This window comes from Domibacillus tundrae, assembly GCF_000970675.1.
Classification (GTDB): Bacteria; Bacillota; Bacilli; order Bacillales; family Domibacillaceae; genus Domibacillus; species Domibacillus tundrae.
Genome location: NZ_LAJA01000010.1, coordinates 66894 through 89726, shown reverse-complemented (window position 1 = coordinate 89726; position 22833 = coordinate 66894). Strand labels below are relative to the sequence as shown.

27 protein-coding genes are annotated in these 22833 nt (G+C 44.3%); 2 read left to right on the top strand and 25 right to left on the bottom strand.

All coding sequences use genetic code 11. The annotated features are described in order from the left end of the window. Positions 1 to 7: 7 nt before the first annotated feature. The 8 genes from VQ00_RS10640 to VQ00_RS10605 form a co-directional block, all read right to left on the bottom strand. Positions 8 to 640 carry a 3-oxoacid CoA-transferase subunit B gene (locus tag VQ00_RS10640; protein WP_046180115.1) on the bottom strand — a complete coding sequence of 211 codons (633 nt, stop codon included), beginning with the start codon at positions 638 to 640 and terminating at the stop codon, positions 8 to 10. After that, positions 633 to 1322, bottom strand: coding sequence for a CoA transferase subunit A (locus tag VQ00_RS10635; RefSeq protein WP_046180114.1), 690 nt, complete (start codon positions 1320 to 1322; stop codon positions 633 to 635). Before VQ00_RS10635 ends, VQ00_RS10640 begins: the two co-directional genes overlap by 8 nt. An 18-nt stretch (positions 1323 to 1340) precedes the next feature. Further along, positions 1341 to 2057, bottom strand: coding sequence for a carboxymuconolactone decarboxylase family protein (locus VQ00_RS10630; RefSeq protein WP_046180113.1), 717 nt, complete (start codon positions 2055 to 2057; stop codon positions 1341 to 1343). A 16-nt stretch (positions 2058 to 2073) separates the two neighbouring features. After that, entirely contained in the window at positions 2074 to 2907 is an 834-nt protein-coding gene (locus tag VQ00_RS10625; protein WP_046180112.1) for an alpha/beta fold hydrolase, read from the bottom strand. 95 nt (positions 2908 to 3002) lie between these two features. After that, positions 3003 to 3614 (bottom strand): flavin reductase family protein, encoded by a 612-nt coding sequence (locus VQ00_RS10620; RefSeq protein ID WP_046180111.1) that lies wholly within the window; start codon positions 3612 to 3614, stop codon positions 3003 to 3005. 16 nt (positions 3615 to 3630) lie between these two features. Continuing rightward, positions 3631 to 4182, bottom strand: a complete 552-nt coding sequence (locus tag VQ00_RS10615; protein WP_046180110.1) for an FAD synthetase family protein — start codon at positions 4180 to 4182, stop codon at positions 3631 to 3633. 132 nt (positions 4183 to 4314) lie between these two features. Next, a complete protein-coding gene (locus VQ00_RS10610; protein WP_046180109.1) occupies positions 4315 to 5118 on the bottom strand; it encodes a dioxygenase family protein in 804 nt (267 codons plus the stop codon). A 43-nt stretch (positions 5119 to 5161) separates the two neighbouring features. Next, on the bottom strand, positions 5162 to 6709 hold the full coding sequence (locus tag VQ00_RS10605; protein WP_046180108.1) for a 4-hydroxyphenylacetate 3-hydroxylase family protein: 1548 nt from the start codon (positions 6707 to 6709) through the stop codon (positions 5162 to 5164). 841 nt (positions 6710 to 7550) lie between these two features. On the opposite strand from VQ00_RS10605, the gene VQ00_RS10600 reads away from it, so the two are divergent. After that, positions 7551 to 8531, top strand: a complete 981-nt coding sequence (locus VQ00_RS10600) for a ring-cleaving dioxygenase (protein WP_046180107.1) — start codon at positions 7551 to 7553, stop codon at positions 8529 to 8531. Between the two features lie 55 nt (positions 8532 to 8586). Here the strand turns inward: VQ00_RS10600 and VQ00_RS10595 are convergent, their stop codons facing one another. Together VQ00_RS10595 and VQ00_RS10590 are read right to left on the bottom strand one after the other, a co-directional pair. Further along, positions 8587 to 8943 (bottom strand): hypothetical protein, encoded by a 357-nt coding sequence (locus VQ00_RS10595; protein WP_046180106.1) that lies wholly within the window; start codon positions 8941 to 8943, stop codon positions 8587 to 8589. 301 nt (positions 8944 to 9244) lie between these two features. Next, positions 9245 to 9532: a hypothetical protein gene (locus VQ00_RS10590; RefSeq protein WP_046180105.1), complete on the bottom strand. Its 288-nt coding sequence runs from the start codon at positions 9530 to 9532 to the stop codon at positions 9245 to 9247. Positions 9533 to 9786: 254 nt separating this feature from the next. Between VQ00_RS10590 and VQ00_RS10585 the strand changes: the two genes are divergently transcribed. Beyond that, positions 9787 to 10767: an LLM class flavin-dependent oxidoreductase gene (locus VQ00_RS10585; protein ID WP_046180104.1), complete on the top strand. Its 981-nt coding sequence runs from the start codon at positions 9787 to 9789 to the stop codon at positions 10765 to 10767. 571 nt (positions 10768 to 11338) lie between these two features. Here VQ00_RS10585 and VQ00_RS10580 read toward each other — a convergent pair. From VQ00_RS10580 to VQ00_RS10510, 15 genes are all read right to left on the bottom strand, one after another. Beyond that, positions 11339 to 11962 carry a HoxN/HupN/NixA family nickel/cobalt transporter gene (locus VQ00_RS10580; protein ID WP_046180103.1) on the bottom strand — a complete coding sequence of 208 codons (624 nt, stop codon included), beginning with the start codon at positions 11960 to 11962 and terminating at the stop codon, positions 11339 to 11341. Between the two features lie 15 nt (positions 11963 to 11977). Beyond that, positions 11978 to 12793 carry an urease accessory protein UreD gene (locus VQ00_RS10575; RefSeq protein WP_046180102.1) on the bottom strand — a complete coding sequence of 272 codons (816 nt, stop codon included), beginning with the start codon at positions 12791 to 12793 and terminating at the stop codon, positions 11978 to 11980. Continuing rightward, on the bottom strand, positions 12790 to 13407 hold the full coding sequence (gene ureG, locus VQ00_RS10570) for an urease accessory protein UreG (RefSeq protein ID WP_046180101.1): 618 nt from the start codon (positions 13405 to 13407) through the stop codon (positions 12790 to 12792). The genes VQ00_RS10575 and ureG overlap by 4 nt, the downstream gene beginning before the upstream one ends. A gap of 22 nt (positions 13408 to 13429) precedes the next feature. Further along, positions 13430 to 14116 carry an urease accessory protein UreF gene (locus VQ00_RS10565; protein ID WP_082091534.1) on the bottom strand — a complete coding sequence of 229 codons (687 nt, stop codon included), beginning with the start codon at positions 14114 to 14116 and terminating at the stop codon, positions 13430 to 13432. Further along, entirely contained in the window at positions 14109 to 14555 is a 447-nt protein-coding gene (gene ureE, locus VQ00_RS10560) for an urease accessory protein UreE (protein WP_046180100.1), read from the bottom strand. Before ureE ends, VQ00_RS10565 begins: the two co-directional genes overlap by 8 nt. A 12-nt stretch (positions 14556 to 14567) precedes the next feature. Next, positions 14568 to 16277 carry an urease subunit alpha gene (gene ureC, locus VQ00_RS10555; protein WP_046180099.1) on the bottom strand — a complete coding sequence of 570 codons (1710 nt, stop codon included), beginning with the start codon at positions 16275 to 16277 and terminating at the stop codon, positions 14568 to 14570. Beyond that, the gene (locus tag VQ00_RS10550) at positions 16274 to 16597 is read right to left on the bottom strand and encodes an urease subunit beta (RefSeq protein ID WP_046180098.1); all 324 of its coding nucleotides are present in this window, start codon (positions 16595 to 16597) and stop codon (positions 16274 to 16276) included. The genes ureC and VQ00_RS10550 overlap by 4 nt, the downstream gene beginning before the upstream one ends. A gap of 12 nt (positions 16598 to 16609) precedes the next feature. Continuing rightward, positions 16610 to 16912: an urease subunit gamma gene (locus VQ00_RS10545; RefSeq protein WP_046180097.1), complete on the bottom strand. Its 303-nt coding sequence runs from the start codon at positions 16910 to 16912 to the stop codon at positions 16610 to 16612. Positions 16913 to 17108: 196 nt separating this feature from the next. Then, entirely contained in the window at positions 17109 to 17807 is a 699-nt protein-coding gene (urtE, locus tag VQ00_RS10540) for an urea ABC transporter ATP-binding subunit UrtE (protein WP_046180096.1), read from the bottom strand. Beyond that, positions 17801 to 18553: an urea ABC transporter ATP-binding protein UrtD gene (gene urtD / locus VQ00_RS10535; RefSeq protein WP_046180095.1), complete on the bottom strand. Its 753-nt coding sequence runs from the start codon at positions 18551 to 18553 to the stop codon at positions 17801 to 17803. Before urtD ends, urtE begins: the two co-directional genes overlap by 7 nt. Further along, a complete protein-coding gene (gene urtC / locus VQ00_RS10530; protein ID WP_046180094.1) occupies positions 18528 to 19592 on the bottom strand; it encodes an urea ABC transporter permease subunit UrtC in 1065 nt (354 codons plus the stop codon). Before urtC ends, urtD begins: the two co-directional genes overlap by 26 nt. Before the next feature lie 14 nt (positions 19593 to 19606). Then, a complete protein-coding gene (urtB, locus tag VQ00_RS10525) occupies positions 19607 to 20509 on the bottom strand; it encodes an urea ABC transporter permease subunit UrtB (protein ID WP_046180093.1) in 903 nt (300 codons plus the stop codon). A gap of 60 nt (positions 20510 to 20569) precedes the next feature. Beyond that, the gene (gene urtA, locus VQ00_RS10520) at positions 20570 to 21781 is read right to left on the bottom strand and encodes an urea ABC transporter substrate-binding protein (protein ID WP_245618102.1); all 1212 of its coding nucleotides are present in this window, start codon (positions 21779 to 21781) and stop codon (positions 20570 to 20572) included. Positions 21782 to 22174: 393 nt separating this feature from the next. Beyond that, on the bottom strand, positions 22175 to 22486 hold the full coding sequence (locus tag VQ00_RS10515; RefSeq protein WP_046180091.1) for an iron-sulfur cluster biosynthesis family protein: 312 nt from the start codon (positions 22484 to 22486) through the stop codon (positions 22175 to 22177). Positions 22487 to 22564: 78 nt separating this feature from the next. Further along, positions 22565 to 22831, bottom strand: coding sequence for a phosphocarrier protein HPr (locus VQ00_RS10510; RefSeq protein WP_046180090.1), 267 nt, complete (start codon positions 22829 to 22831; stop codon positions 22565 to 22567). Positions 22832 to 22833: the final 2 nt, after the last annotated feature.

Below are 22833 nucleotides of genomic sequence, written 5' to 3'. Positions count from 1 at the left end.
CCATCCCCTACTCAATAAAGTCAGCTTCCGTTTTTTCTCTTACTTCTTCTATTGTTACATCGGGCATCAGCTCGATTAATCGCAGCTGGTTGTCCGTGATTTCAAACACAGCCAGCTCCGTAATAATCATATCGACGCTTCTCGTTGACGTTATCGGAAATGTGCATTTTTTCAGCAGCTTGCTTTTTCCGTCTTTTGATGTGTGTGTTGTCGTGACAATGACTTTTTTCGCTCCAACTAAAAGATCCATCGCACCGCCAACGCCCATAATATTTTTCCCGGGTACTGCCCAGTTGGCAATCTGCCCTGTCTGATCAACCTGCAGAACGCCTAGAATCGCCACGTCCACATGGCCGCCGCGTATCATGGCAAACGATTCGGCACTGTTAAAAAACGATGCACCAACTGTTTCTCCTACTGGCATTTTCCCTGCATTCACTAAGTTCGGATCGATTTGATCTTCCTCAACGTCTGCTACACCGAGCAATCCATTTTCAGTGTGAAAATAAACAGTAGGATCTTCAATAAATTTCGCAACGAGCGTGGGGATTCCAATGCCAAGATTAACCACACAGGAACCAGTCAGCTCTTGTGCAGCCCGTTTCGCAATTAATTCCTGGAGTTGGTTTTTGTCACTCATGATCGATCACACCTTCTTTCGTTAATCGTTTCCTGGCAAGAAAAATTCCATCCACAAATAAATGTGGGGTGACAATTTCCTCTGGAGAAAGTTCGCCCGGCTCCACAATCTCCTCCACTTCCACGATGACGATATCAGCTGCTGTGGCCATAAGAGGGTTGAAATTACGTGCTGTTTTATAATAAATAAGATTGCCCAGCGTATCGGCTTTCCACGCTTTGATCAATGCTACATCAGCCCTGATAGCCGGTTCAAATAAATAAGTTTGTCCATTGATTTCTCTTTCTTCCTTTCCTTTGGCAAGATCAGTTCCAACACCTGTTTTTGTATAATAACCGCCGATACCAGCCCCGCCTGCACGCATCGATTCTGAAAGCGTCCCTTGGGGAAGAAGCTCCAGCTCTATTTCGCCCCGCTGATAAGCGTCACCCACTTCACGATTGCTTGTAAAATAAGAACCGATCGCTTTTTTTATTTTCTTTTGGCTCAGAAGGGTCCCAAGACCTTTTCCAGGCTCTCCTAAATTGTTGCTAATCACGGTCAGCCCAGATACATCTTTTTTTGTTAAACCATCAATGAGTGTAAGAGGAGCACCAATTAAGCCAAATCCCCCAACCATTAATGTGTGGCCGTTTTTCACACTCGATAAAGCGGTATCCACATCATGATGGATCTTTGTCATTTTCCCACCCCCGATTTTTTACTTTTCGATCAATGAATCACTTGCTTCAAACCAAGCTGGAATTCCTGCTGTTAAAAGGCAGATCAAGCCTACCTCCGCTAGCTCTTCTTCCGTTGCTCCGTTTTCCCTGGCCTTCGCCATCCACTTCTCAGCCTCTCTCCCTTTTAACTCTGTTGTATAGATGCCAGCTATTAATAAATGCTTTAATTTTTTGGATACAGCGGAATCACTGACGATCTTTTCTTTTAATCCTTGCTTATCACCTGACTGAACCAGTGCCAGTACAGCTTGTACAAAAGAAGAATCTTCATCTCCCATTTTTTCAATGATGTGAAGAAGCAGTTGCTCTGTAGCAGGAGATTCTTCCTTTAAAATCGGAACATGCATTCCTTTTAAAGAGAGGGCGTAATCCAATGACTTCATTCCGGTTTGCAGCGCCTGTACCCCGGTATATAAATAAGAAACAAGCAAATATTCCACAAGTTCCGGCACAGTGGCCCCGCCTTCAATCGCCCCTTTTGTGTGATAGACCATACTTCGCTCATACAAGCGTGCGGCATTTATGCCAACTAACAAAATATCTTTCTCTTTTCTTGATAAACGCCCATCTGTCATAATGCCTCCACGCAGATTCGTATAATGCTCCAGGGACTCCGGGCTGTAATCATGCATTTTTTGAACCCACCCTGGCACGACATCATACACTTCTTGAAAATAAGCCAATCCTTTACTCATGGTGCCTGCCCCCTCTTTAAATAGTATCCAAAAATGTTTTGATTGCCTGGTTGATGTCTTTTCTCTCTTCAAATACCATCGTGTAATGATTAGAGTCTGAAATCATTTTCTGGAGATGGCGTGTATGTATTTTGGTGGCATCGTAGGCTTCCTCAAAAAACAAAGGGGGAAATGCTCCGATTTTTCCTTTTGCATAAACGAGCAAGGTGGGGCATTCCACTTTTGAACAAATTTCCTCAGGGTTAAATGAATAGAAACTTTCAAAATCCTCGAGAATTTTTTGTTCGTCGGATTTATGCTCCCAATGGCTGCCTGCTGGATGAATTTCATATTCCACCGCCTCCTGCAAAGTGAGTGTCCACTCAATTCCGAGCCGTTGATAGATTCCTTTTACTTCATCCAGGTAACTTTCTTTTGAATCAAATTGCTTGCTCAACCTACCGAGTGAAGGTTTGACGATATCACGCTGCTGATCGGACATGGAAGCAGCCCCATCGAGCAGTACAACTGCTCTCACCGATTTCAGCTGACTGGCCACAATCATCGAAATAAAAGCGCCCATTGAATGGCCCAGTAAAATTGGATTTTCGATATTCATTGCTTCGATTAAATGGATGATATCCTCTGCATGACGGTATATCGAGGTGTGCTCATCTGCCTGAGAGCTGTTTCCTCTTCCTCTCAAATCAATGGCAATAAACCGATAATCTCCTTTTAACGCTTCCGCATAGTAATTCATGTTCTTATGTGTACCCGTTAAGCCATGGATAGCGATAACTGTACCCTTTTCTCCAGGATAATCTGCAATTTGAATTTGTTTGTCCCCAAGTTCCTTTGTATACACTTGCATTGGTTTCCTTCTCCTTTCAAATTTATGTATGCGCATAAAAATACCGTCCAGAAAACTGGTTATTTCTCTTTTTTTACCTAATCTCATTTGCGTCATTATGTCGGCCGTTTTATGGAAAAAACGCTGCCGATTTCTGCGTAGCTGCTTCCTGCTAACCTGCTGACCGGTCCCAGCTTTTCATGATGGATGCGCCCCTGGCTGTATACGTCTTTTTGAATGTGGTACTGAACGATTTTTCCAATAATCAGCTCACATCCAGGATTTTGTCCCTCCCCGCCTAGTTGAAGGACTGTTTCTAACGTGCATTCCATTCTAATTTTTGCTTCTTGAATCCCCGGGACTCCCACCTTTTTACTTTTTACAGGGGTAAGATTAGCCATTTGCACTTCACTTTCTGTTGGAAGCAATGCTTTGGCTGTTTCATTGATTTTTTTTACATTTGACGTGTCAGTGATGTGAACAACAAATTCTCTCTGCTTTAGGATATTTCTCGCTGTATCTTTCATTGACCCGTTTGTTCTTTGGATAGCAACAGAAATCAACGGTGGATTAGACGACACAATGTTAAAAAAACTAAATGGAGCCCCATTTAAGACACCATTTTCCGAGAGAGAGGTGATAAAGGCAATTGGTCTTGGAAGAATACTGCCAATAAGCAGTTTATAGTTTTCTTGTTCATTTAAAGTTGAAGGATCAATGGAATACATAAAATTTCTCCCCGTCCTAACTTAATTGAATGGTTTCAAATAAATTCCGGCCCAGCAGATCATTTGCTAGCTGCTTTTCCTCTTTAGAGATCAAATTTCGGATTCTAGTTGAAGAAACGGGTTCTCCTTTTGAACATTTGATGAGCGGATGAGTAAAGGTCTGAAACTGAATAGAAAGGTGTTCAATGGTTCCTTTTTTTCCTTTTCCAAACTGAAAATTGGAACCTACCCACACTTCCTTTGGAAATAGAAAGCATAACTCATTAAGAAAATCTTCTGCACTTCTCGAGATGTAATGCTCGTCGAAGCTGGCGATTATCACATAATCAACACCGAGTTGTTTGATGATGGATATTTTTTCTTCAACAGTTGTTAAAATCATTTGTTTTTGAAAATAAGCACGTGGAGGAGGATCGAATGTATAAACAACGGAAGGAACATTCAATTCCTGCGCACGACTAACAGCTTTTGTTATAAGAGATTGGTGTCCGATATGAATGCCATCAAAAGCCCCGATCGTGACGACAGACTGGCTGAGGGTCAGTTCACCATTTTTGAATATTTTCATAGAAGTTCCTCCAACATTGTAGTAATTTGAAATGACAGAATAATGGAATAACAGGAGAAATAAATTGGGTTGTTAAATAGATAAAGGGAATCTGATCTTTGATTCCCTTTATCTTGAGAGCACTAGAAACGATTAGTTCGACGTTTGGAGTGCTTCATTGTTTATGTTTGCTCTCCAGTCCCGCGTTCTCATTTCAAAATCAAGCGACGCTTTTTTACCGGAACCGTCTGCATTGTCTTCAAGTTTTGTAACGAGTGAAGGACGCACACCTTCTGCTACATCCGTTTCCAGCCATTGATCTCCCTCAAAGAATACTTGAGTAATTAAATTTTCATATCCATCCTGTTCAAATTGAAGATGCAAATGAGCCGGGCGATAGGCATGCTGATCCATCCAGTTTAAAAATTCCCCGGTAGGTCCTGCAGTAGGAATTTTATACGGAGCTGGGATAATCGTTTTCACTTCGAAATAACCATTTTCATCCGTGTAGAATCTTCCGCGAAGGTTATAGTCTGGGATGTTCTCAGCGAAATGAGAATATTCGCCATCCGCATCTGCCTGCCACATGTCAACAAGAGTATTTGCCAATGGGTTTCCATCCACTGCTTTCACCGTTCCTGAAAAAGTTAAAATTTCTCCTTTTTCATCTGGACGCTGTGTTAAAACATGAGGCTTTTCCAGCATTGGTGTATCCTTAATGTGATATGGACCGAGAAGAGATGGCTCTGTCCCAGGATTTTCATCGTAAATACTGTGCAATACATGCGTTTCAAAAAAGACATCCATAAAAAGAGGAATTTCTCCAGTACGGCCAAGACGATCAAGCCATCCTACAAATTCATGATATTCGTCATGCGTCACTTGCGTTTCTTCAAGCAATTGTTTTGTATGTTTAATAAATCCTTCAAAAATTTCATTTACACGTTGATTTACCATGTTTGTTTCCCCCGTATTCATTATTTTTTGTTTTTCTATCTGTTTACTTGGAAAAATAGTTAATATCGTCCGGGTTAATCCATGTATCGTTTGTCCAGCCATTTAAATCGTAGTCATTCATGCATTCTTCCGCGAATTTTTCAAATTCAGCAGCCTGGCCGTTTTGATTCGCCACAAGCAGATTTTCCAATCGGATATTTTCATGGTTGCCCGAATAGTTTCTCTCATATAATTCGTGTCTTCCACCATATTCTGTGCCTACAACATCCCATAAAAGCTTAATCAATTTGATTTTATCTACTGCCTGAACTCCGTTTGATCCTCTATATAACTTATCAAGTGTTGGACGAAGCTCTGGGTTCAAGAAGTCACGAGCACTTGAAGGCTGTACAATCAAACTTCCTGCTACAACATTTTCGATGATCTCTTTTACTTTCGGCCATCCTTCTGACATAAAGACCCGATAAGCTAAGCCATAATTTAAATTCGGAAGGACGGTTCCGTTTCTCCCAGGGTCCGGGTTCATTGCCATCGCATCACTGAGAGCCCAGAACATGTTTTTCCAAGCAATGACCTCACCGACATTGACCTGCACACCGCGGAATGTATCCGATCCATTTACTTTGACAGCTTTTATAAGTAATCCAGCGACAAAATCAAGTTTTACAGCTAATCTTGTGACGCCATGGAATGTAAAGCGGTTAAGGAAGCCCGTTTCAGCAAAGAAGTTGTTGATTTTTTCAATATCCTTGTAGATCAAAATGTTTTCCCAAGGAATTAATGAGTCCTCGAAAATAAGCACAGCGTCATTTTCATCGAACCGGCTGCTTAACGGATAATCAAATGGGCTTCCCATCACTGCTGCGTTCATTTCGTATGAAGTACGGCTGACTAGCTTCATACCTGGTGTATTCATTGGAGCTACGAAGCAAAGCGCAAATTCTTCTTTTGTAATCGGCGCAGCACCGTAATGGGCAACAAAATTGTAATTCGTCAAGGCCGATCCTGTCGCGACCATTTTTGCGCCACTGACGATCACGCCTTCTTCTGTTTCACGTACGGCTTTAATAAAGATGTCTGATACCGCTTCCAAAGGTTTGTTGCGGTCAACCGGCGGATTAATAATCGCGTGGTTGAAGAACAGGTTTTTTTCCTGTGCTTCTTTATACCATCTTCTTGCGTTGTCTTGATAGGGTGCATAATAATCCGGGTCCGCACCGAGTGTAGCTAAGAAAGCAGCTTTATAATCCGGCGATCTTCCCATTTGTCCGTATGATAATTTTGCCCACTCTGCAATCGCGTCGCGGGAAGCTAAAAGGTCATCGGTGGTTTTATCAAATTGAAAATATTTTTGTGTATAACCGCCATTCCCCGTGTCTGTTTCAACTGTTAAAATATCTTTTGTTTTTTCATCATGCAGTGCATCATACAGTCTTGCAATGGACCGGGCTGAGTTACGGAAAGCCGGATGCGTTGTTACATCTTCTACTTTTTCACCATGTATCCAAATTTCCCGTCCATCCCGCAAGCTGTCCAAATACTCTTGTCCAGTTAATGGTTTTCTGGTGATTTCTTTTTGTTCAATCGTCACTTAAATAGACCCCCTTATTTTTGAATCAGGATTTTTTAAGGCGCTTACAAAACCTAGCTTTATTATGTCGAATCCACTGAATTTTTTGAACTGTAAAAAAGTATAGATAGTTCATTTCTTTTCTGCTGTTTTTACGGTTTATATGATTTAAATAATCTATAGAGAGATTGTGTTGCAATTTAAATTGTTATAGCCAATAAAAATGCAAAAAGAGAAAGTAAGGTTTGTTGACACCACATTTTATTCATGATACATTTATCTCGAATTCGAGATAAATGTATCAAAGAAGAACTTGTATCCTTTATGATTAAACGAGACAGCATATAGGGAAAAGATATAGTGCCAGCTATATAAGTTGAACAAAAGAATTTACACTTGGCCGTTGAGAAAAACTCGGGCAGCGGCACTTAGCCCCCGTCATGTAAGGGCAGCATTCGCGCGGCTCCGCTTTTGTGGGGAGGAAAAACAGGAAGGGTAAACAACAATCTGGTCTTTTCTTCTCTTATCGAAAAGAATGGGTCATATATGTCTATCCATACCTAAAAAACAACGGGCAGAGGGCTGGTAGCGGAGACTCCCGGCGGGACGAGCGGACAGGCTGAAACGGGCAGCGCGAAGCGGTGACTGGTTCAGCGCTCGCCCCTGTGTTAGCGCAGCCGCCAGCCTGCAGCCCATTACCCTGCTTTTTAAAAAGGGATCCCATGATAGGAAGCGGAGAAAGCAAGAAGGTTAATTCAACTTATATAGTTATTTATCCTGTAAGAACCGGCACGAAAAAGAAGAAGCTTCTAATAAAAAAAAGAAATGAGCATCGTTTATCGCTCAATTGGAGGAATTGATAATGAACAACGGCTTAAAAGGCATACACCACGTAACCGCTATTACGAGCAGTGCAGAAAAAAATTATGAATTTTTCACATATGTTTTAGGGATGCGCCTCGTTAAAAAGACCGTGAATCAAGATGATATTCAAACCTATCATTTATTTTTTGCGGATGACACCGGCAGCGCAGGGACTGATATGACGTTTTTTGACTTTCCTGGTATTCAAAAAGGGGTTCACGGGACAAATGAAATTTCCAAGACATCTTTCCGGGTGCCAAATGATGCAGCCATGGATTACTGGGTAAAGCGTTTTGACCGTCTGGAAGTAAAACACTCCGGCATTAAAGAGCAATTTGGCCAGAAAACTGTTTCTTTTGCAGACTTTGATGACCAGCAGTATCAATTGATTTCAGATGAATTCAATGAAGGCGTTGCTTCAGGTACACCTTGGCAAAACGGGCCAATACCGCTGCAGTATGCGATTACCGGTTTAGGGCCTATATTTATCCGTATTGCAAACGTTGATTATTTTAAAGAAATGCTGGAAAAAGTCCTTCAGTTCAAAGAAATTGGCAAAGAAGGATCCTTTCTTTTATTTGAAGTCGGCGAGGGCGGTAACGGGGCGCAGGTAATCGTTGAACATAATGTTCTCCTTCCGGAAGCGCAGCAAGGTTTCGGCACCGTTCACCACGTTGCATTCCGGGTTGAAGACCGGGCTGCCCTGGATGAATGGAATGAGCGTTACCACAGTTTCGGATTTCAGACGTCCGGTCATGTTGATCGTTTCTTTTTCGAGTCTTTGTACACCAGAGTAGCTCCGCAAATTTTATTTGAGCTTGCGACGGACGGTCCAGGGTTTATGGGTGATGAATCTTATGAAACCCTTGGGGAAAAATTATCTTTGCCTCCATTCTTAGAGCCAAAACGAGAAGAAATTGAAAAATTAGTCCGCCCGATCGATACAGTGAGAAGCACAAAGGAATTCGTTAAAGAATAAATGCAAAGGAGTCCAGGAATGGCCGCACACTCGCAGCTATTTCTGGACTATTGTTTTAATGATCATTTCCTTTCTCATCCTCAAACCCATTGTTCTGATCTTCCCCGTCATATAAACCATTCGCATCCTCTTTGTCCGCGCCACTCTCCTGATCCCCACCATCATTTACTCCATTCCCTTTATCGTTCTCATCATTTGGATCCAATTCTATCTGGTCATCCTCGTTAATGCCCGTATCGTTCTTCTGGTCCATTCCCTCATTTATATCACTGTGGTTATTTTGTTCATCCTCTTGCTTTCCGTTGTTATTACCATTATTTTCGTCTCCTCCATCTCCACAACCAGCTAGTCCAAGGGTTAACATAGCAGCTATTCCACTAACAAGTAATTGTTTTTTCCAATTTGAGTCCATACCTACATTCTCCTTTGACGGATTTTAATGATTAGACATTGTGTCCTTTTCCTCCATTAATAAACAAAAAACAGATATTTTGAATATGTAGGCTTTTCAATGCAATTTAATAATAATCAAGAATTCCCCTACAGACTGACATCCGATTTGCAGGCTTATAATAAGGATTCTGTTTTCTTAAAATGGCTCCGGTTCGTCCCCTCTCTTGAAGATATGTTACTGCGTATATATGGTGATTGGGTTCCTTGAGGAGAAATTGAATACAGAAATGCGTTTGTGTTGAAAAGGAAAGAAGTCATTCTCAAACGGTCCGGTTTATTTCATCTAACAGGTTAGCCAGAATGGTACTGTTCTCTTGATCCGCATCAAATTGTATCGTATCGTCATAATCAAATAAGCGAAAAGAAGAAAAAGTACCTTGCATGTATTTGATAAACGCTTCTATATCGGTACGCAGTTCATTATCGCGCCGGTATTCCATCAAAATAGAACGAAACTTATGCGGTGGTAAATCACATTTAATATGGCAGGCATGCGAAATCCCAAAATGCCCTTCTTCAGAGCTATACAAATTATAGATGTAAGACAAATGACTCTCCCCTTTTCTATGGTCCATCTATTATTTCCTTATTCGAAGAAAATATTTGGTGCGTCAGAGGTTTCTTTCGTTTTGTAATCAGTTAAAAACAAAAGTGGTTTTCATCCGCTCTCCAATTCGTTACTATATTTACGAAGTTTGGGGAAAATCTTTTTAAGATCTTCTTTCTTTACTTGTGCTGTCTAACCACATATCTTTTTTAAAGCAGAGTACATACAATATTGATGGGCAGGTGATAATTTGAAATGAGGTTAAGTGTTCTTGATCAATCCGTTATTCCTACAGGCGGCAATGGAGCGTCAGCCTTGAGGAATACGCTTAAATTAGCCCAGATAACAGAAGAAATGGGATATACCCGCTTTTGGGTGGCTGAACATCATAATACAAACGGAATTGCGGGTTCCTCGCCGGAGGTTTTAATTTCTCATATTGCTTCAGGCACCAAGTCTATTCGGGTAGGATCAGGAGGTGTCCTTCTCCCCCAGTACAGTCCATATAAAATCGCTGAGAACTTTAAAGTATTAGAAGCATTATTTCCAAACAGAATTGATTTAGGAGTAGGCCGCTCACCGGGTGGTTCCACCGAGACTCGTTTGGCCCTTACAGATGGGGTTAGAAAAAGCTTAAATGAATTTCCGAGACAAGTAAAAGACCTGCAGGGATATTTAACAAATGAGGGATCAGATGAAACTGTAAAAGCGTATCCTATTATCGAAAGTATTCCTGAGATGTGGATGTTAGGCGTCACACATCGCGGAGCCAGAGTAGCGGCTGAAGAAGGCACTGCCTTTACATATGGACACTTTATCAATCCTCATAATGGGCAGAGAGCTATAAATCATTATTTAAATAATTTTCAGCCGTCAAGAATGCTGGGACAGCCAAAAGTGAATGTTTGCCTATTTATTGTGTGCGCTTCTTCCGAGGAAAAAGCGGAGGAAATCGCACTCAGCCAGGATGCATGGCTGTTAGCTGTTGAAAAAGGCGGTGACACAAGAATACCCACTATTGAAGAGGCAAAAAACTGGATCCTTACTGCAACTGACAAAGAAAAAGTAAAAGAAAATAGGAAACGAATGATCATTGGAACCCCTCAAAAAGTAAGGGACGAGCTCCTTTTACTAAGCGAGGTCTATCAAACGGATGAGTTCATGGTCATTACCAATGTGTATCATTATGAGGACAAAATTCAATCGTATGCACTTTTAGCTGAAGCCATACTATAAAAGAAAAAAACAGCTCCACTTATTTCAAATAGAAAAAACGATAAAAATCAAATAAAAAAATCTCGAGTTGATGAATTCGAGGTTTGAGACTGTCGACAAAGTCGCCACTTTTTTTTGAAAAAAGATTCTATTGCCGTAAACGAACAAGCGTATTGATGGGAAGAATCGTTTTATGAAAAGAGCCGATAGGTGAAACAAAATGGACTCGGCTTTCCGCGGGCCACCAGCGAGCCGCCCGTACGAACCGGCTCTTGCACGTTCTGTTCTTTTAAAAGCAGTGGTGGTGGGCGCGCGGTGTAGACTCCTGCGGGACTAGCGGGCCGGATGAGACCGGTGGAGGCGCAAAGCGGCGGAAACGGCTCATCGCCTGCCCCGCGGAACGCGAAGCCGCGTGCCCGCCGCTCTATCGGCTCCCATACAAAATCATCAAAGAGACATCACTCATGCACATCCCGCGCACCATAGTGAACAAGAAAAAAAGAAGGATTCGGATTCTCCCATGCTGACGATCACAAATGAAATAGGCTGTTCTCGAAAGCCAGTTTTCACTGATTTTCGGAACAGCCCGTTTTCATGAAAGGAAGCTAGAACCTGTCTGGAACATATAATACAATCCGTAAACGACGCTGATCACTGATGTGATCCGCACCAGCACAATCGGGATGGCTTTTTTAGACGTCACTAAAAACGGGAGGCCTAAAAGGGTTGTAAAGAGAAGCATCCCCATGACCGTGCCGGCACCGAAAATTAAAATAAACTGAAATGCTTCTGAACCGGTATTTGCCGTTGTCGCGGTCAATAATACCATCGCCGCACTTCCGGCAAGCCCATGAATGACGCCGATCACAAACGATTTTTTGTGAAAATGCTGGTGTTTGCCGTCTTCTTCTACCGTCCGGCTTTTACGCACACCGTTCACCCCTAAATAAACAAGCATCATGCCGACGAAAAATTCAAGCAGCGCCGCCACATTTTCTGGAATGTGCTGACCGAGCGCTACGGCTGTTACACCAATAATAAGAAGGGTCGCTGTATGTCCGAGCCCCCAAAATACACCTGCCAGCGAAGAGCGGGACAGCTTCTTCGTCCGGCTTGCGATCGTTGAAACCGCGATGACGTGATCAGGTTCTGTCGCATGCTTAATGCCCAATGTGAACCCGAGCAGTAAAATAGATAAAAGTCCGCCTTGAATCATGATTTGTTCCCCTTTTCAATACTTTCTTAACTGCACTGGCTCCTGGTCAAGCTTGCTGCGCATCCAGTTTGTGCACTGCAAAATGATGTTTTCGATCACATACGAAGCGTTGGCTAAAATTCGAATCGTACATCCGCCGTTTTTCAGCGTAGAAAATCCAATACGCGCCTGCTCATTATATGATTCCAGCAGGCGGCCCAGCGCTTCCTGCCAATCTTTTTGCAGCATAGGCGAAACGATAAAAAGTGAGCCAACGTGTGTATAGCCCTCCATTTGCATGAGCGAAAATAAATCGTGCTCTTCCGGCTTTAAAAACAGATGATCATATGCTTGAAGAGAATCGTCTTCATATATTTTCACCTTTGATCGAATCCAATCATATCGAAACGGATCGCCGCTTTTCGACCAGCCGGGCGTCATACTATCACTGTACAGCAACGTGGATCCTTTTTCCATATGAATAACCGTTTCCTGCTGAAAGCGCGCCTGCTCATATGCGATCAGCGGGTCCGGCAAGTACATAAACACACTGCCTTGTGCAAGCGAAATCGTCATCGACTGATGCACTGGCGCGTTTGGTGTTTTGTATACTTTCGCTGCTGACTGGGTCGTCAGCGTCATTCTCGCATCTTGTTCAAGAACAACGTCCGTGTGATAGCGGTCACCGCCGATGTAGCCGCCCCCGACATGCAGGCTGTAAACAGTCGGCTCGTTTTCTTGAAAATACACCGGACGCGCTACTTTAAAGGCGCCGTCAAAATACGTATCCGCCACGACGGTTTTCTCGCCCCGGCAGACCGCTTTCATGCGCAGCGTGCCGGTCATCCTCATGCTTCGAGTCCCATTAGGAGCGCATTTTCTTTAATCCACTTCACCACGTCATCAAGCCCGGTCTCATCTTTTAAATTAGTGAAGAAAAACGGCTTGTTTTCGCCGCGTGATTTTTTCGTATCCTCTGCCATTACATCTAAATTCGCGCCAACGTACGGAGCGAGGTCGGTTTTATTAATAATAAACAAATCCGACTTGATCATGCCCTGTCCGCCTTTACGCGGAATTTTTTCTCCTTGCGCGACATCAATAATATATATGGAGAAGTCCACTAGTTCCGGGCTGAACGTCGCTGCCAGGTTATCACCGCCGCTTTCGACAAAAATAATGTCCAAATCAGGATGCGCTTCGTTTAATTCATCAATGGCCGCAAAGTTCATCGACGCATCTTCACGAATCGCGGTGTGCGGACAGCCCCCTGTCTCCACACCGATGATCCGCTCTTCCGGCAAAACACCGTTTTTCATTAAAAACTGCGCGTCTTCTTTCGTATAAATATCATTTGTGACGACCGCCATACTAAATTCATTGTTCAGCGCCCGTGTTAATTTTTCAACAAGCATCGTTTTGCCGGCGCCCACTGGACCGCCGACGCCAATACGTACTGGTTCCATACTATTCAGCTCCTTTTATGATTTATGACATAAACAGCCGAACGGGCAGCTGTTCATGCCGCATTTGCGCAATTTCCAGACCCGGCATATTCATGCCAAGCTCATCTTCCGTCATCGTTTCTGTTTGGACCGCCATATCCTGAATAAGCGGCTGAAGGGCCAATAGGATGCGCTGGCCGTCTGTCTGTCCGAGCGGAATCGCCCGTACTGCGTTTTGAATGAGTGAATGAATACTGGAAAAAAGGTGCGCGCCGATCGCGTCCGTTTTTTCTGCCCCCAAATGATGAGCCGCCAGTGCAAACACAATTGAAGGATGGCCGTTCGCTTCTTTTTGGCGAATGCGCTGATAATATGTGTCGATCAGCGGACTTTCGTATAAATCGGAGCACAACTTCGCCATTCGCTCCCCGATCCGCCTTGTGCCTTCCCGTGTTTCTTTGGACAGCGAAAGTGCTAAAAGAACGTGATCCAGCTCAATAACATCGTCAAATTGCCCGTTTTCAATCGCCTCATACGCGAGCCGGCAGGCAAGAGCGTCTGTATAGGCCATTTGATTCACCATAAAAATACGCATCGCGGCTTCAAATGTGGCCGCGTCATGGATGGCGCCTTCATAAATGTATGTTTCCAGCCCGAACGAATGCGAAAACGCACCGGACGGAAAATTAGAATCACACAGCTGCATGAAGGACAGCATCGGATTAATCATGGCTGTGGCCGATATGGCGGAACGCTTTTTTCACCTGACGCTCTTCCCGGCGAAATGGAATGCCCAGCTGCTGCAGCAGTTCTTCGACTAAATAATCATACTGCACGATCATTTCATCGCCTTCAAACTGAGCCGGCAAATGGCGGTTGCCAAGCTGATGGGCTATATCGCCCATTTGGCCGATCGATTCCGGCATAATCGTCAGTACATCGTCAGCAAGAACACTAATGATAATCATATTTTTTTCATCACGATATAAAATATCGCCATCCTGTAAATCTTTCGGCTCTCGAAGCCGGATGCCAAGCTCACGCCCATGATCCGTTTTCACACGCTGAATTCTTTTCACCAGCTCATCACTCGCCAGAAAGACGCGTTCTGTATGCGGCGCACGAGTCTCACCTGTAACGACGTTTCCAACCACTTTTTCAATAATCACCTGTATCCCACCTTAAAATAAGAAATAGCGCTGTGCCATCGGAACGATTTCCGCCGGCTCGCACGTGGCAAGCTTTCCGTCTACTTTTACTTCATATGTTTGCGGGTCCACATCAATATCCGGTGTTTCCCCGTTGTATTTCATATCGCTTTTTTGCAATGTACGGATACCCCCAACCGGCCGGATCATTTTCTCAAGACCCAGCTTTTCCGGTACGCCACGCTCAATCGCGGCTTTGGACATAAATGTCATTGATGTTTTGAAAAGCGCTTTACCGAAGCTCGCAAACATCGGCCGGTACAATGCCGGCTGCGGTGTTGGAATGGATGCATTCGGGTCACCCATGACGCTGTGTGCAATCAGTCCGCCTTTTAAAACCAGCTCCGGTTTTACGCCAAAAAAGGCTGGTTCCCACAGCACAAGGTCCGCCAATTTTCCTTTTTCAACAGAACCGACATAATCGGAAATGCCGTGTGTGAGCGCCGGATTAATCGTATATTTTGCCACATAGCGCTTCGCCCGGAAGTTATCGCCTTCGCCTGTTTCTTCTTCCATTTTTCCACGCTGCTTTTTCATTTTGTCCGCCGTCTGCCACGTACGCAAAATCACTTCGCCAATCCGCCCCATCGCCTGCGAATCAGAGCTGATCATGCTGAACACGCCGAGGTCGTGCAAAATGTCTTCCGCCGCAATCGTTTCTTTCCGGATACGTGAATCTGCAAACGCAATGTCTTCCGGCACGGACGGATCAAGGTGGTGGCACACCATAAGCATATCCAAATGCTCATCCAGTGTGTTTACTGTATACGGACGGGTCGGATTTGTGGATGAAGGAAGAATGTTTGGATAGCCGGCCGCTTTTATAATATCCGGCGCGTGGCCGCCGCCCGCTCCTTCCGTATGGTATGTATGAATGACCCGGCCGTCGATCGCCGCAATCGTATCTTCCACAAAGCCGCCTTCATTTAACGTGTCAGAATGAATCGCCACCTGTACGTCATACTTGTCAGCTGTTTTTAAGCTCGCATCAATCGCAGCTGCTGTTGTGCCCCAGTCTTCATGAAGCTTTAAGCCAATCGCTCCTGCTTCAATCTGTTCTTCAAGCGGCTCAAGCCCGGATGCATTTCCTTTTCCCAGAAAGCCGATATTCATCGGGAAGGCTTCCGCCGCTTCGAGCATGCGGAAAATGTTCCATTCGCCCGGTGTACACGTTGTCGCATTTGTTCCTGTGGCAGGGCCCGTTCCGCCGCCAATCATCGTTGTCACGCCGGATGCCAGCGCCGTTTCAATTTGCTGCGGGCAAATAAAATGAATGTGGGAATCGATGCCGCCAGCTGTTACAATTTTCCCTTCTGCCGCGATGACTTCTGTCGATGCGCCGATCACGATGTCCACGCCGTCCATCAGGAGTGGGTTGCCCGCTTTGCCAATTGCCGCAATCATCCCATCTTTAATGCCAATGTCCGCTTTATAGATACCTGTATAATCAAGCACAATCGCATTGGTCAGCACAAGATCAACGGATTCAGCCCGCGTGGCAAGCGGGTGCTGCCCCATCCCATCCCGAATCACTTTCCCGCCGCCGAACTTCACTTCATCTCCATAGACCGTATAGTCTTTTTCAATTTCAATAAAGAGCTCCGTGTCAGCGAGACGGACACAGTCACCGGTCGTTGGTCCAAACATATCTGCGTATTGGCGTCGCGGCATGTGAAAACTCATGAATTCCCCTCCTTATCAAGCGCGCCATTCACGCCATTATTTAACCCGTATACGTGCCGCGTTCCTGAAAACGGAATGAGCGCGACCGGCTTGCCATCTCCCGGTTCAAAACGGACCGCTGTGCCTGCTGGAATGTTTAATCTCATTCCGAACGCTTGATCACGGTCAAACTCAAGCGACGCGTTTACTTCCGCAAAATGAAAATGCGAGCCGACCTGCACCGGCCGGTCGCCCCGGTTCGTCACAAAAACGGACACTTCTTCTTTTCCTTCGTTGCATACGACTGCGTCTCCGCGCAGCTTGTATTCACCAGGTATCATTTTTGCTCCTCCTCATCTTATCGGGTCATGAACGGTCACAAGCTTTGTGCCGTCCGGGAATGTCGCTTCTACTTGAATGTCTTCAATCATTTCCGGAATCCCTTCCATCACATCATCCCGTGACAAAATCGTTGCCCCAAACTGCATTAATTCCGGTACCGATTTTCCGTCACGCGCTCCTTCCATCACCTCATACGTTATAAGGGCGATGGATTCTGGATAATTCATCTTTAATCCTCTGTCTTTACGACGGCGGGCTAAATCTGCTGCTACGACAATCATCAATTTTTCCTGCTCACGTGCCGTCAGCTTCACTAAAGATCCCTTCTTTCTTTTCTATATGCAGCTTGTCACTGAACCCATTTTAAACCAAAAATCTTGTACCAACTCAGTGACATGTCATATTTCCTAACATTATTATAGCTTGATTAAGGAAAAAAAGGAATTAATCTTTTCTGACAATTACATTTGCGTATAAAAAAAGAAGGATTTTTTATCCTTCTTACTGTTTTTAGACCACTAAATGTTGTTTTACAATATCTTTATGCGTCGTATCTGTTACACCTTCGCTTACGACCGTTCCGTGATCCAAAATATAGTAATAATCGGCACATGCAAACGCAAGGTCAAGGCTGTGCTCCACTAGAATAATCCCCATCTCCTGACTTGATGCAATCTCGATGATCACATCTTGAATGAGCTGCACAATAGACGGCTGGATTCCCTCCATCGGCTCATCCAGGAGAAGCATTTTCGGTTTGCCGACGATCGCTCTCGCAATCGCCAGCTGCTGCTGCTGGCCGCCGCTCAGGTCGCCGCCTTTGCGGTGCACCATCTCACGGAGTACCGGAAACCACTCGAATATTTGATCCGGCAGGCCATGTCGCTCTTTCTTTGGCAAGACTTCAAGTCCGAGCAGCAGGTTTTCCTCTACTGTTAAGGAGGGGAAAATTTCTCGTCCTTGCGGCACATACGCAATGCCGCTTCTTGCCCGAAGTTCTGGGGCCTTTTTTTCAATTCTTTCGTCCATCCACTCTATCGATCCAGCTGCTGGCTTAAGCAGACCGGCAATCGTTTTAATAAGTGTAGACTTCCCGACACCGTTCCGTCCAAGCACCGCTGTTACCTTCCCAATTTCCGCCTGAATAGACACATTATTTAAAACCATGCTTTCATCGTATCCCGCCCGGATTGATTGAACTGTTAACATGCGCTTTCTCTCCTTCCGAGGTATACTTCTGCCACCTGTTCATTTTGCTGAATTTCCGACATCGTTCCCTCGCAAAGCACTTTGCCTTCATGCATGACGGTCACTTGCTTTGAAAAATTCCGGACGAACTCCATATCATGCTCTACAATCAGGACGGAGCAGGCCGTTGAAATTTCATGAATAAGTTCACCCGTTTTATGGCGCTCGGTGCTGCTCATCCCCGCAATTGGCTCATCCAGCAGTAAAATCTCTGGATCCTGCATAAGCTGCATGCCGATTTCGAGCCATTGTTTTTGCCCATGTGCAAGCATGCCTGCTAACTGATCGCGCTGATCCATTAAGCCAATCCGACTTAGCATTGCTTCCATTTTTTCTTTGCCTTCACCTGTCATTTTGGCCCGCATGACAGACCAGAGACCCCGTTCCTGTTTTAGCGAAAGCTCCAGGTTCTCCCACACAGTCAAATTCGCAAAAATGGAAGGAGCTTGAAATTTACGCGTAATACCAAGACGAACAATCTCATGCTCTTGCAGCTTGCGAATGTTTTCCACCTGGCGGTATAATACGTCGCCGTCGCTCGCCTTTGTTTTCCCACAGATTACATCCAGCAGCGTTGTTTTTCCCGCGCCGTTCGGTCCGATTAAAAAACGGACTTCTTGCGGCTTCACTTCCAAATCAACACCTTGAAGTGCCTGAAACCCATTAAATGAAACCCGCACATCACGACACGACAGAATCGGCTGCATCGGCAGTTCCTCCTTTTTGTTTCGCTTTATTTCGTTTTTCGTTCCACGACTCAAAGGCGCCGACAATGCCATTCGGCAAGAACATCACGACAATAATGAAAAGAAGTCCTAAAAAGATGGACCATATATCTGGATACGTTTCGCTGAAGAAGCTTTTGGCGCTGTTAACGATCACCGCTCCTAAAATGGCGCCAATTAACGAATGCCGGCCGCCTACGGCTACCCATAACACCATTTCAATAGAAGGAATAATTCCCATCATTGCCGGGGAAATAAGACCGACCTGCAGGACAAATAGTGTGCCCGCAAGACCCGCAAGCGCGGCTGAGAGGCTGTAAACAAAGACTTTATAGGAAGTCGGGTTAAATCCTAAAAAGCGGACTCTGTTTTCCCCGTCCCGCACGGCGGATAATACCCGTCCCGCGCGGCTGTTTGTCAAACGAGCGGCCAAAGCAAACGAAAGGCCAAGTATGATAACTGTCAGCATGTACAGGGCAATTTGCACAAGCGGGGATGCCAGTGAAAACCCAAAAAGCGTGGTGAAGTTCGTTAATCCATTTGTGCCGCCGGTCCAGTCCTGCTTTGCAACAAAGAGTGTCACAAATACGACGACAACAGCCTGGCTGATTAAAGAGAAATAAACTCCCTTAATCCGGTTTTTAAATGTTAAAAATCCGAGCATGGACGCAAGAAGGGCCGGAACGATCAAGGATGCTCCCAGCGCAAAAACCGGATTAGAAAAAGGGATCCAAAATGCTGGAAGGGCTGATACGCCGCTCCATTCCATAAAATCCGGAAGCTGGCCATTTGACGATTCAAGCTTCAAATACATAGCTGTGCAATACGCGCCAATACCGAAGTAAACCCCATGACCGAGACTTAAAATGCCGGTATACCCCCAGATAAGGCAGATGCCAAGAGCAACAATAGCAAAACATAAAAATTTACCCATCAGCGCCAGCCGAAATTCTGTTAAATAAAGAGGGCCTAAAAACAGCGCGATAAAAAAGAGCCAGCAGCCAAGTTTTTTCTTATCCATTTTTCCGCTCCCTCCTATTCTAATGACCGTGTACGTGCGGAAAGCAGTCCAGCCGGTTTAAATTGTAAAAACGCAATAATAGCAACAAATACAATGACCTTCGCCATAGAAGCACCGCTCCAAAATTCGGCGATCGTTCCCAGCATGCCGACGCTAAGTGCTCCGAAAACCGTACCAATCAAGCTTCCAATCCCGCCTAAAATAACAATCATAAATGCGTCAACAATATAGTACGTGCCGATTGTTGAACCAATTGGGCCAAGGACGGTCAGCGCACATCCAGCAACCCCAGCGAGACCTGAGCCGATCGCAAACGCTGTTGCATCTACCTTTTTAGTTGAAACACCAAGACTTGATGCCATGCTGCGGTTCATCGTAACAGCCCGCATTTTGCGGCCGGCTGCTGTTTTATCAAGATATAAATAGAGGGACACCATGCAAATTGTTACAAGTGCAATAATAAATAAACGTTTGTACGGAAGCACTGCTCCAGCAATGGTTAAACCACCGTCAAGCCATGTTGGTGATGTTACTGCCACGTTTGGTGCGCCAAAAATGGACCGTGCGACTTGCTGCAAAATTAAACTAACACCCCATGTAGCAAGCAAGCTGTCGAGCGGTCTGTGATACAAAAATCGAATAAGTGTTTTTTCAAGAATAAATCCGAGCAGGGCACCAATTAAAAATGAGAGCGGAATTGCCGCAACATAATAATAATTAAATAAAGAGGCCGGAACATAATGTGAAAATGCCTGCTGGACCACGTATGTTGTATACGCACCAGCCATAATAAACTCACCGTGTGCCATATTAATCACATTCATCAAGCCAAATGTAATGGCCAGTCCAAGCGCAATAAGAAGCAAGATCGACCCGAGGCTGATCCCGTTAAATAGCTGTGTGATGACGACTGCCATGCTGTTCACTCCTTTTTAAAAACAAATAAGGGAGAAGTTTTCCTCCCTTATTTGTCCCGATTAATTTAAGCCTTCTGCCCAAGGGTATGTTTCTAAATACGGATCTGGTTTAACAGGCTCCCCTGAATTCCATACTTCTTTAAACTGGCCGTCTGCTTGAATCTCGCCGACACGAACTGTTTTGTACGTATGCTGGTTGTCGCCATCAATCGTTACGGTGCCGCCCGGTGCTTTAAATTCAATACCGCCTGCTGCTTCTTTCACGGCGTCGACATCAAATGATTCTGCTTTTTCAACAGCAGCTGCCCATAAATAAACGGCATTATATGCTGCTTCAATCGGATCACCTGTCACGCGGTCATCGCCATATGCTTTTTTGTAAGCTGCGACGAATTTTTCATTTTCCGGCGTGTCTGTTGTTTGGAAATAGTTCCACGCCGCATAATGCCCGGTTAAAATATCTGTTCCGATACCACGAATTTCCTCTTCTGCAATACTGACAGAAAGAACCGTAATGTCATCCGCTGTAATTCCTGCATCTTTTAGCTGCTTGAAAAAAGCAACGTTGCTGTCACCGTTCAGCGTGTTATAAATGACTTCTGGCTTTTCTTCTTTAATTTTGCTGATCAGCGTGCTGTAATCCGTATGGCCAAGCGGTGTATATTCCTCACCGACAAGCGTGCCGTCTTCCGCTTCGAGCTGTGCTTTAATTTCTTTATTTGCTGTACGAGGGAATACATAATCAGATCCGATTAAGAAAAATGATTTCCCTTTATTTTCAAGAAGCCATGTAACAGATGGCACGATTTGCTGATTTGTTGTGGCACCTGTATAGAAAATATTTGGTGATGATTCCATCCCTTCGTACTGAACCGGATACCAGAGTAGACCATTATTCTGTTCAAATACTGGCAGCATCGCCTTTCGGCTCGCGGATGTCCAGCCGCCAAAAACAGTCGCTACTTCATCTTTCTGCAAAAGCTTTTTCGCTTTTTCGGCGAATGTCGGCCAGTCCGAAGCTCCATCTTCGACAATCGGTTCAATCTGCTTGCCAAGAACGCCGCCCTCTGCGTTAATTTCTTCAATGGCCATTAATTCTGCATCCCGCAGTGATACTTCACTGATCGCCATTGTACCGCTCAATGAATGCAGTACACCGACCTTGACCGTATCTCCCGTATCAGCAGCTGGTGTATCTTCTTCTTCATTTAAAGCATTTGACGCTGCACAGCCACTCAGCGTAAGCGCAGCAGCTGAAATCGCCGCAATCATTGTTTGTTTACTCCATAATTTTCTCAGCACTGTCATATAAACACCCCTCAATCATGATTTTCAACTTATGTTATAAAGAAAATAGTGCATAAACAGATTCGTATATACTTGTTTCTAAAACAATTTTCTCATTATCGTGAGTAGTTTTTTTACGTTCCCCCTTCCTGAACCCCCAATAGTTGGTTATGTAAGAAAACGAAATATGGAAAAAATTCTTTTCACTGTTTTCCTTCTTTTTTAAGTATTTTTTTTATAAAATGCTTAAAAAGGGTTTAAAAAGCGACTATTCCATATCTGATCTACCCTTATATTCGTCTTTTCTGGTGCATTTGTGTGAGTTTTTGTTAGATAATCTCACATAAAAAAAGAAACCTTCATAACATGAAGGTTTCTTTACGCTCGTTCTAATTTTAAATTATAGCGATACGTTTCTTCCGCTGATGTGAGCTTGTAGCCCATGGCTGGATTAAAGTCGAGCGAAATGCTTTCATGCAAGTTTTCTTGGCTTTCTTTTGAAACGAGCAGCGGAATGTCGTCCACGATAAACAGATCGTCGTTGTCTTTTTTCTGGTCAATTTTCAAATGATATTCGGATGCAATCGAGCAGCTGCCGATAAAAATCGATTCAATCCGGACCCCTTCATTTTCCTTGTACTTAACCTTTTTCAGCTCTGCCGCTGCGGCGGGCTTTACATCAATGTTCATATTGGTCACCTCCCTATTCTTTTCCCCAAAAAGGACAAAAAAAATCACCGAAATAAATTCGGTGATTTTTTAACGAAATTATTCGCCAAGACCTTGAGACTTGATTGTTTCGCCTACAGCGTCAACTGCTTGCTCTTCATCAGAACCAGAAGCTGTTACTTTAATAGATGCGCCTTTTGGAATCCCAAGAGACATAACACCCATGATTGATTTCAAATTAACAGTTTTACCGTTATACTCAAGATTTACATCTGAACTGAATTTTGAAGCTGCTTGCACAAGTACTGTAGCCGGACGGGCGTGGATACCTGTTTCGTCTGTAATTGTAAATGTTTTTTCTGCCATGA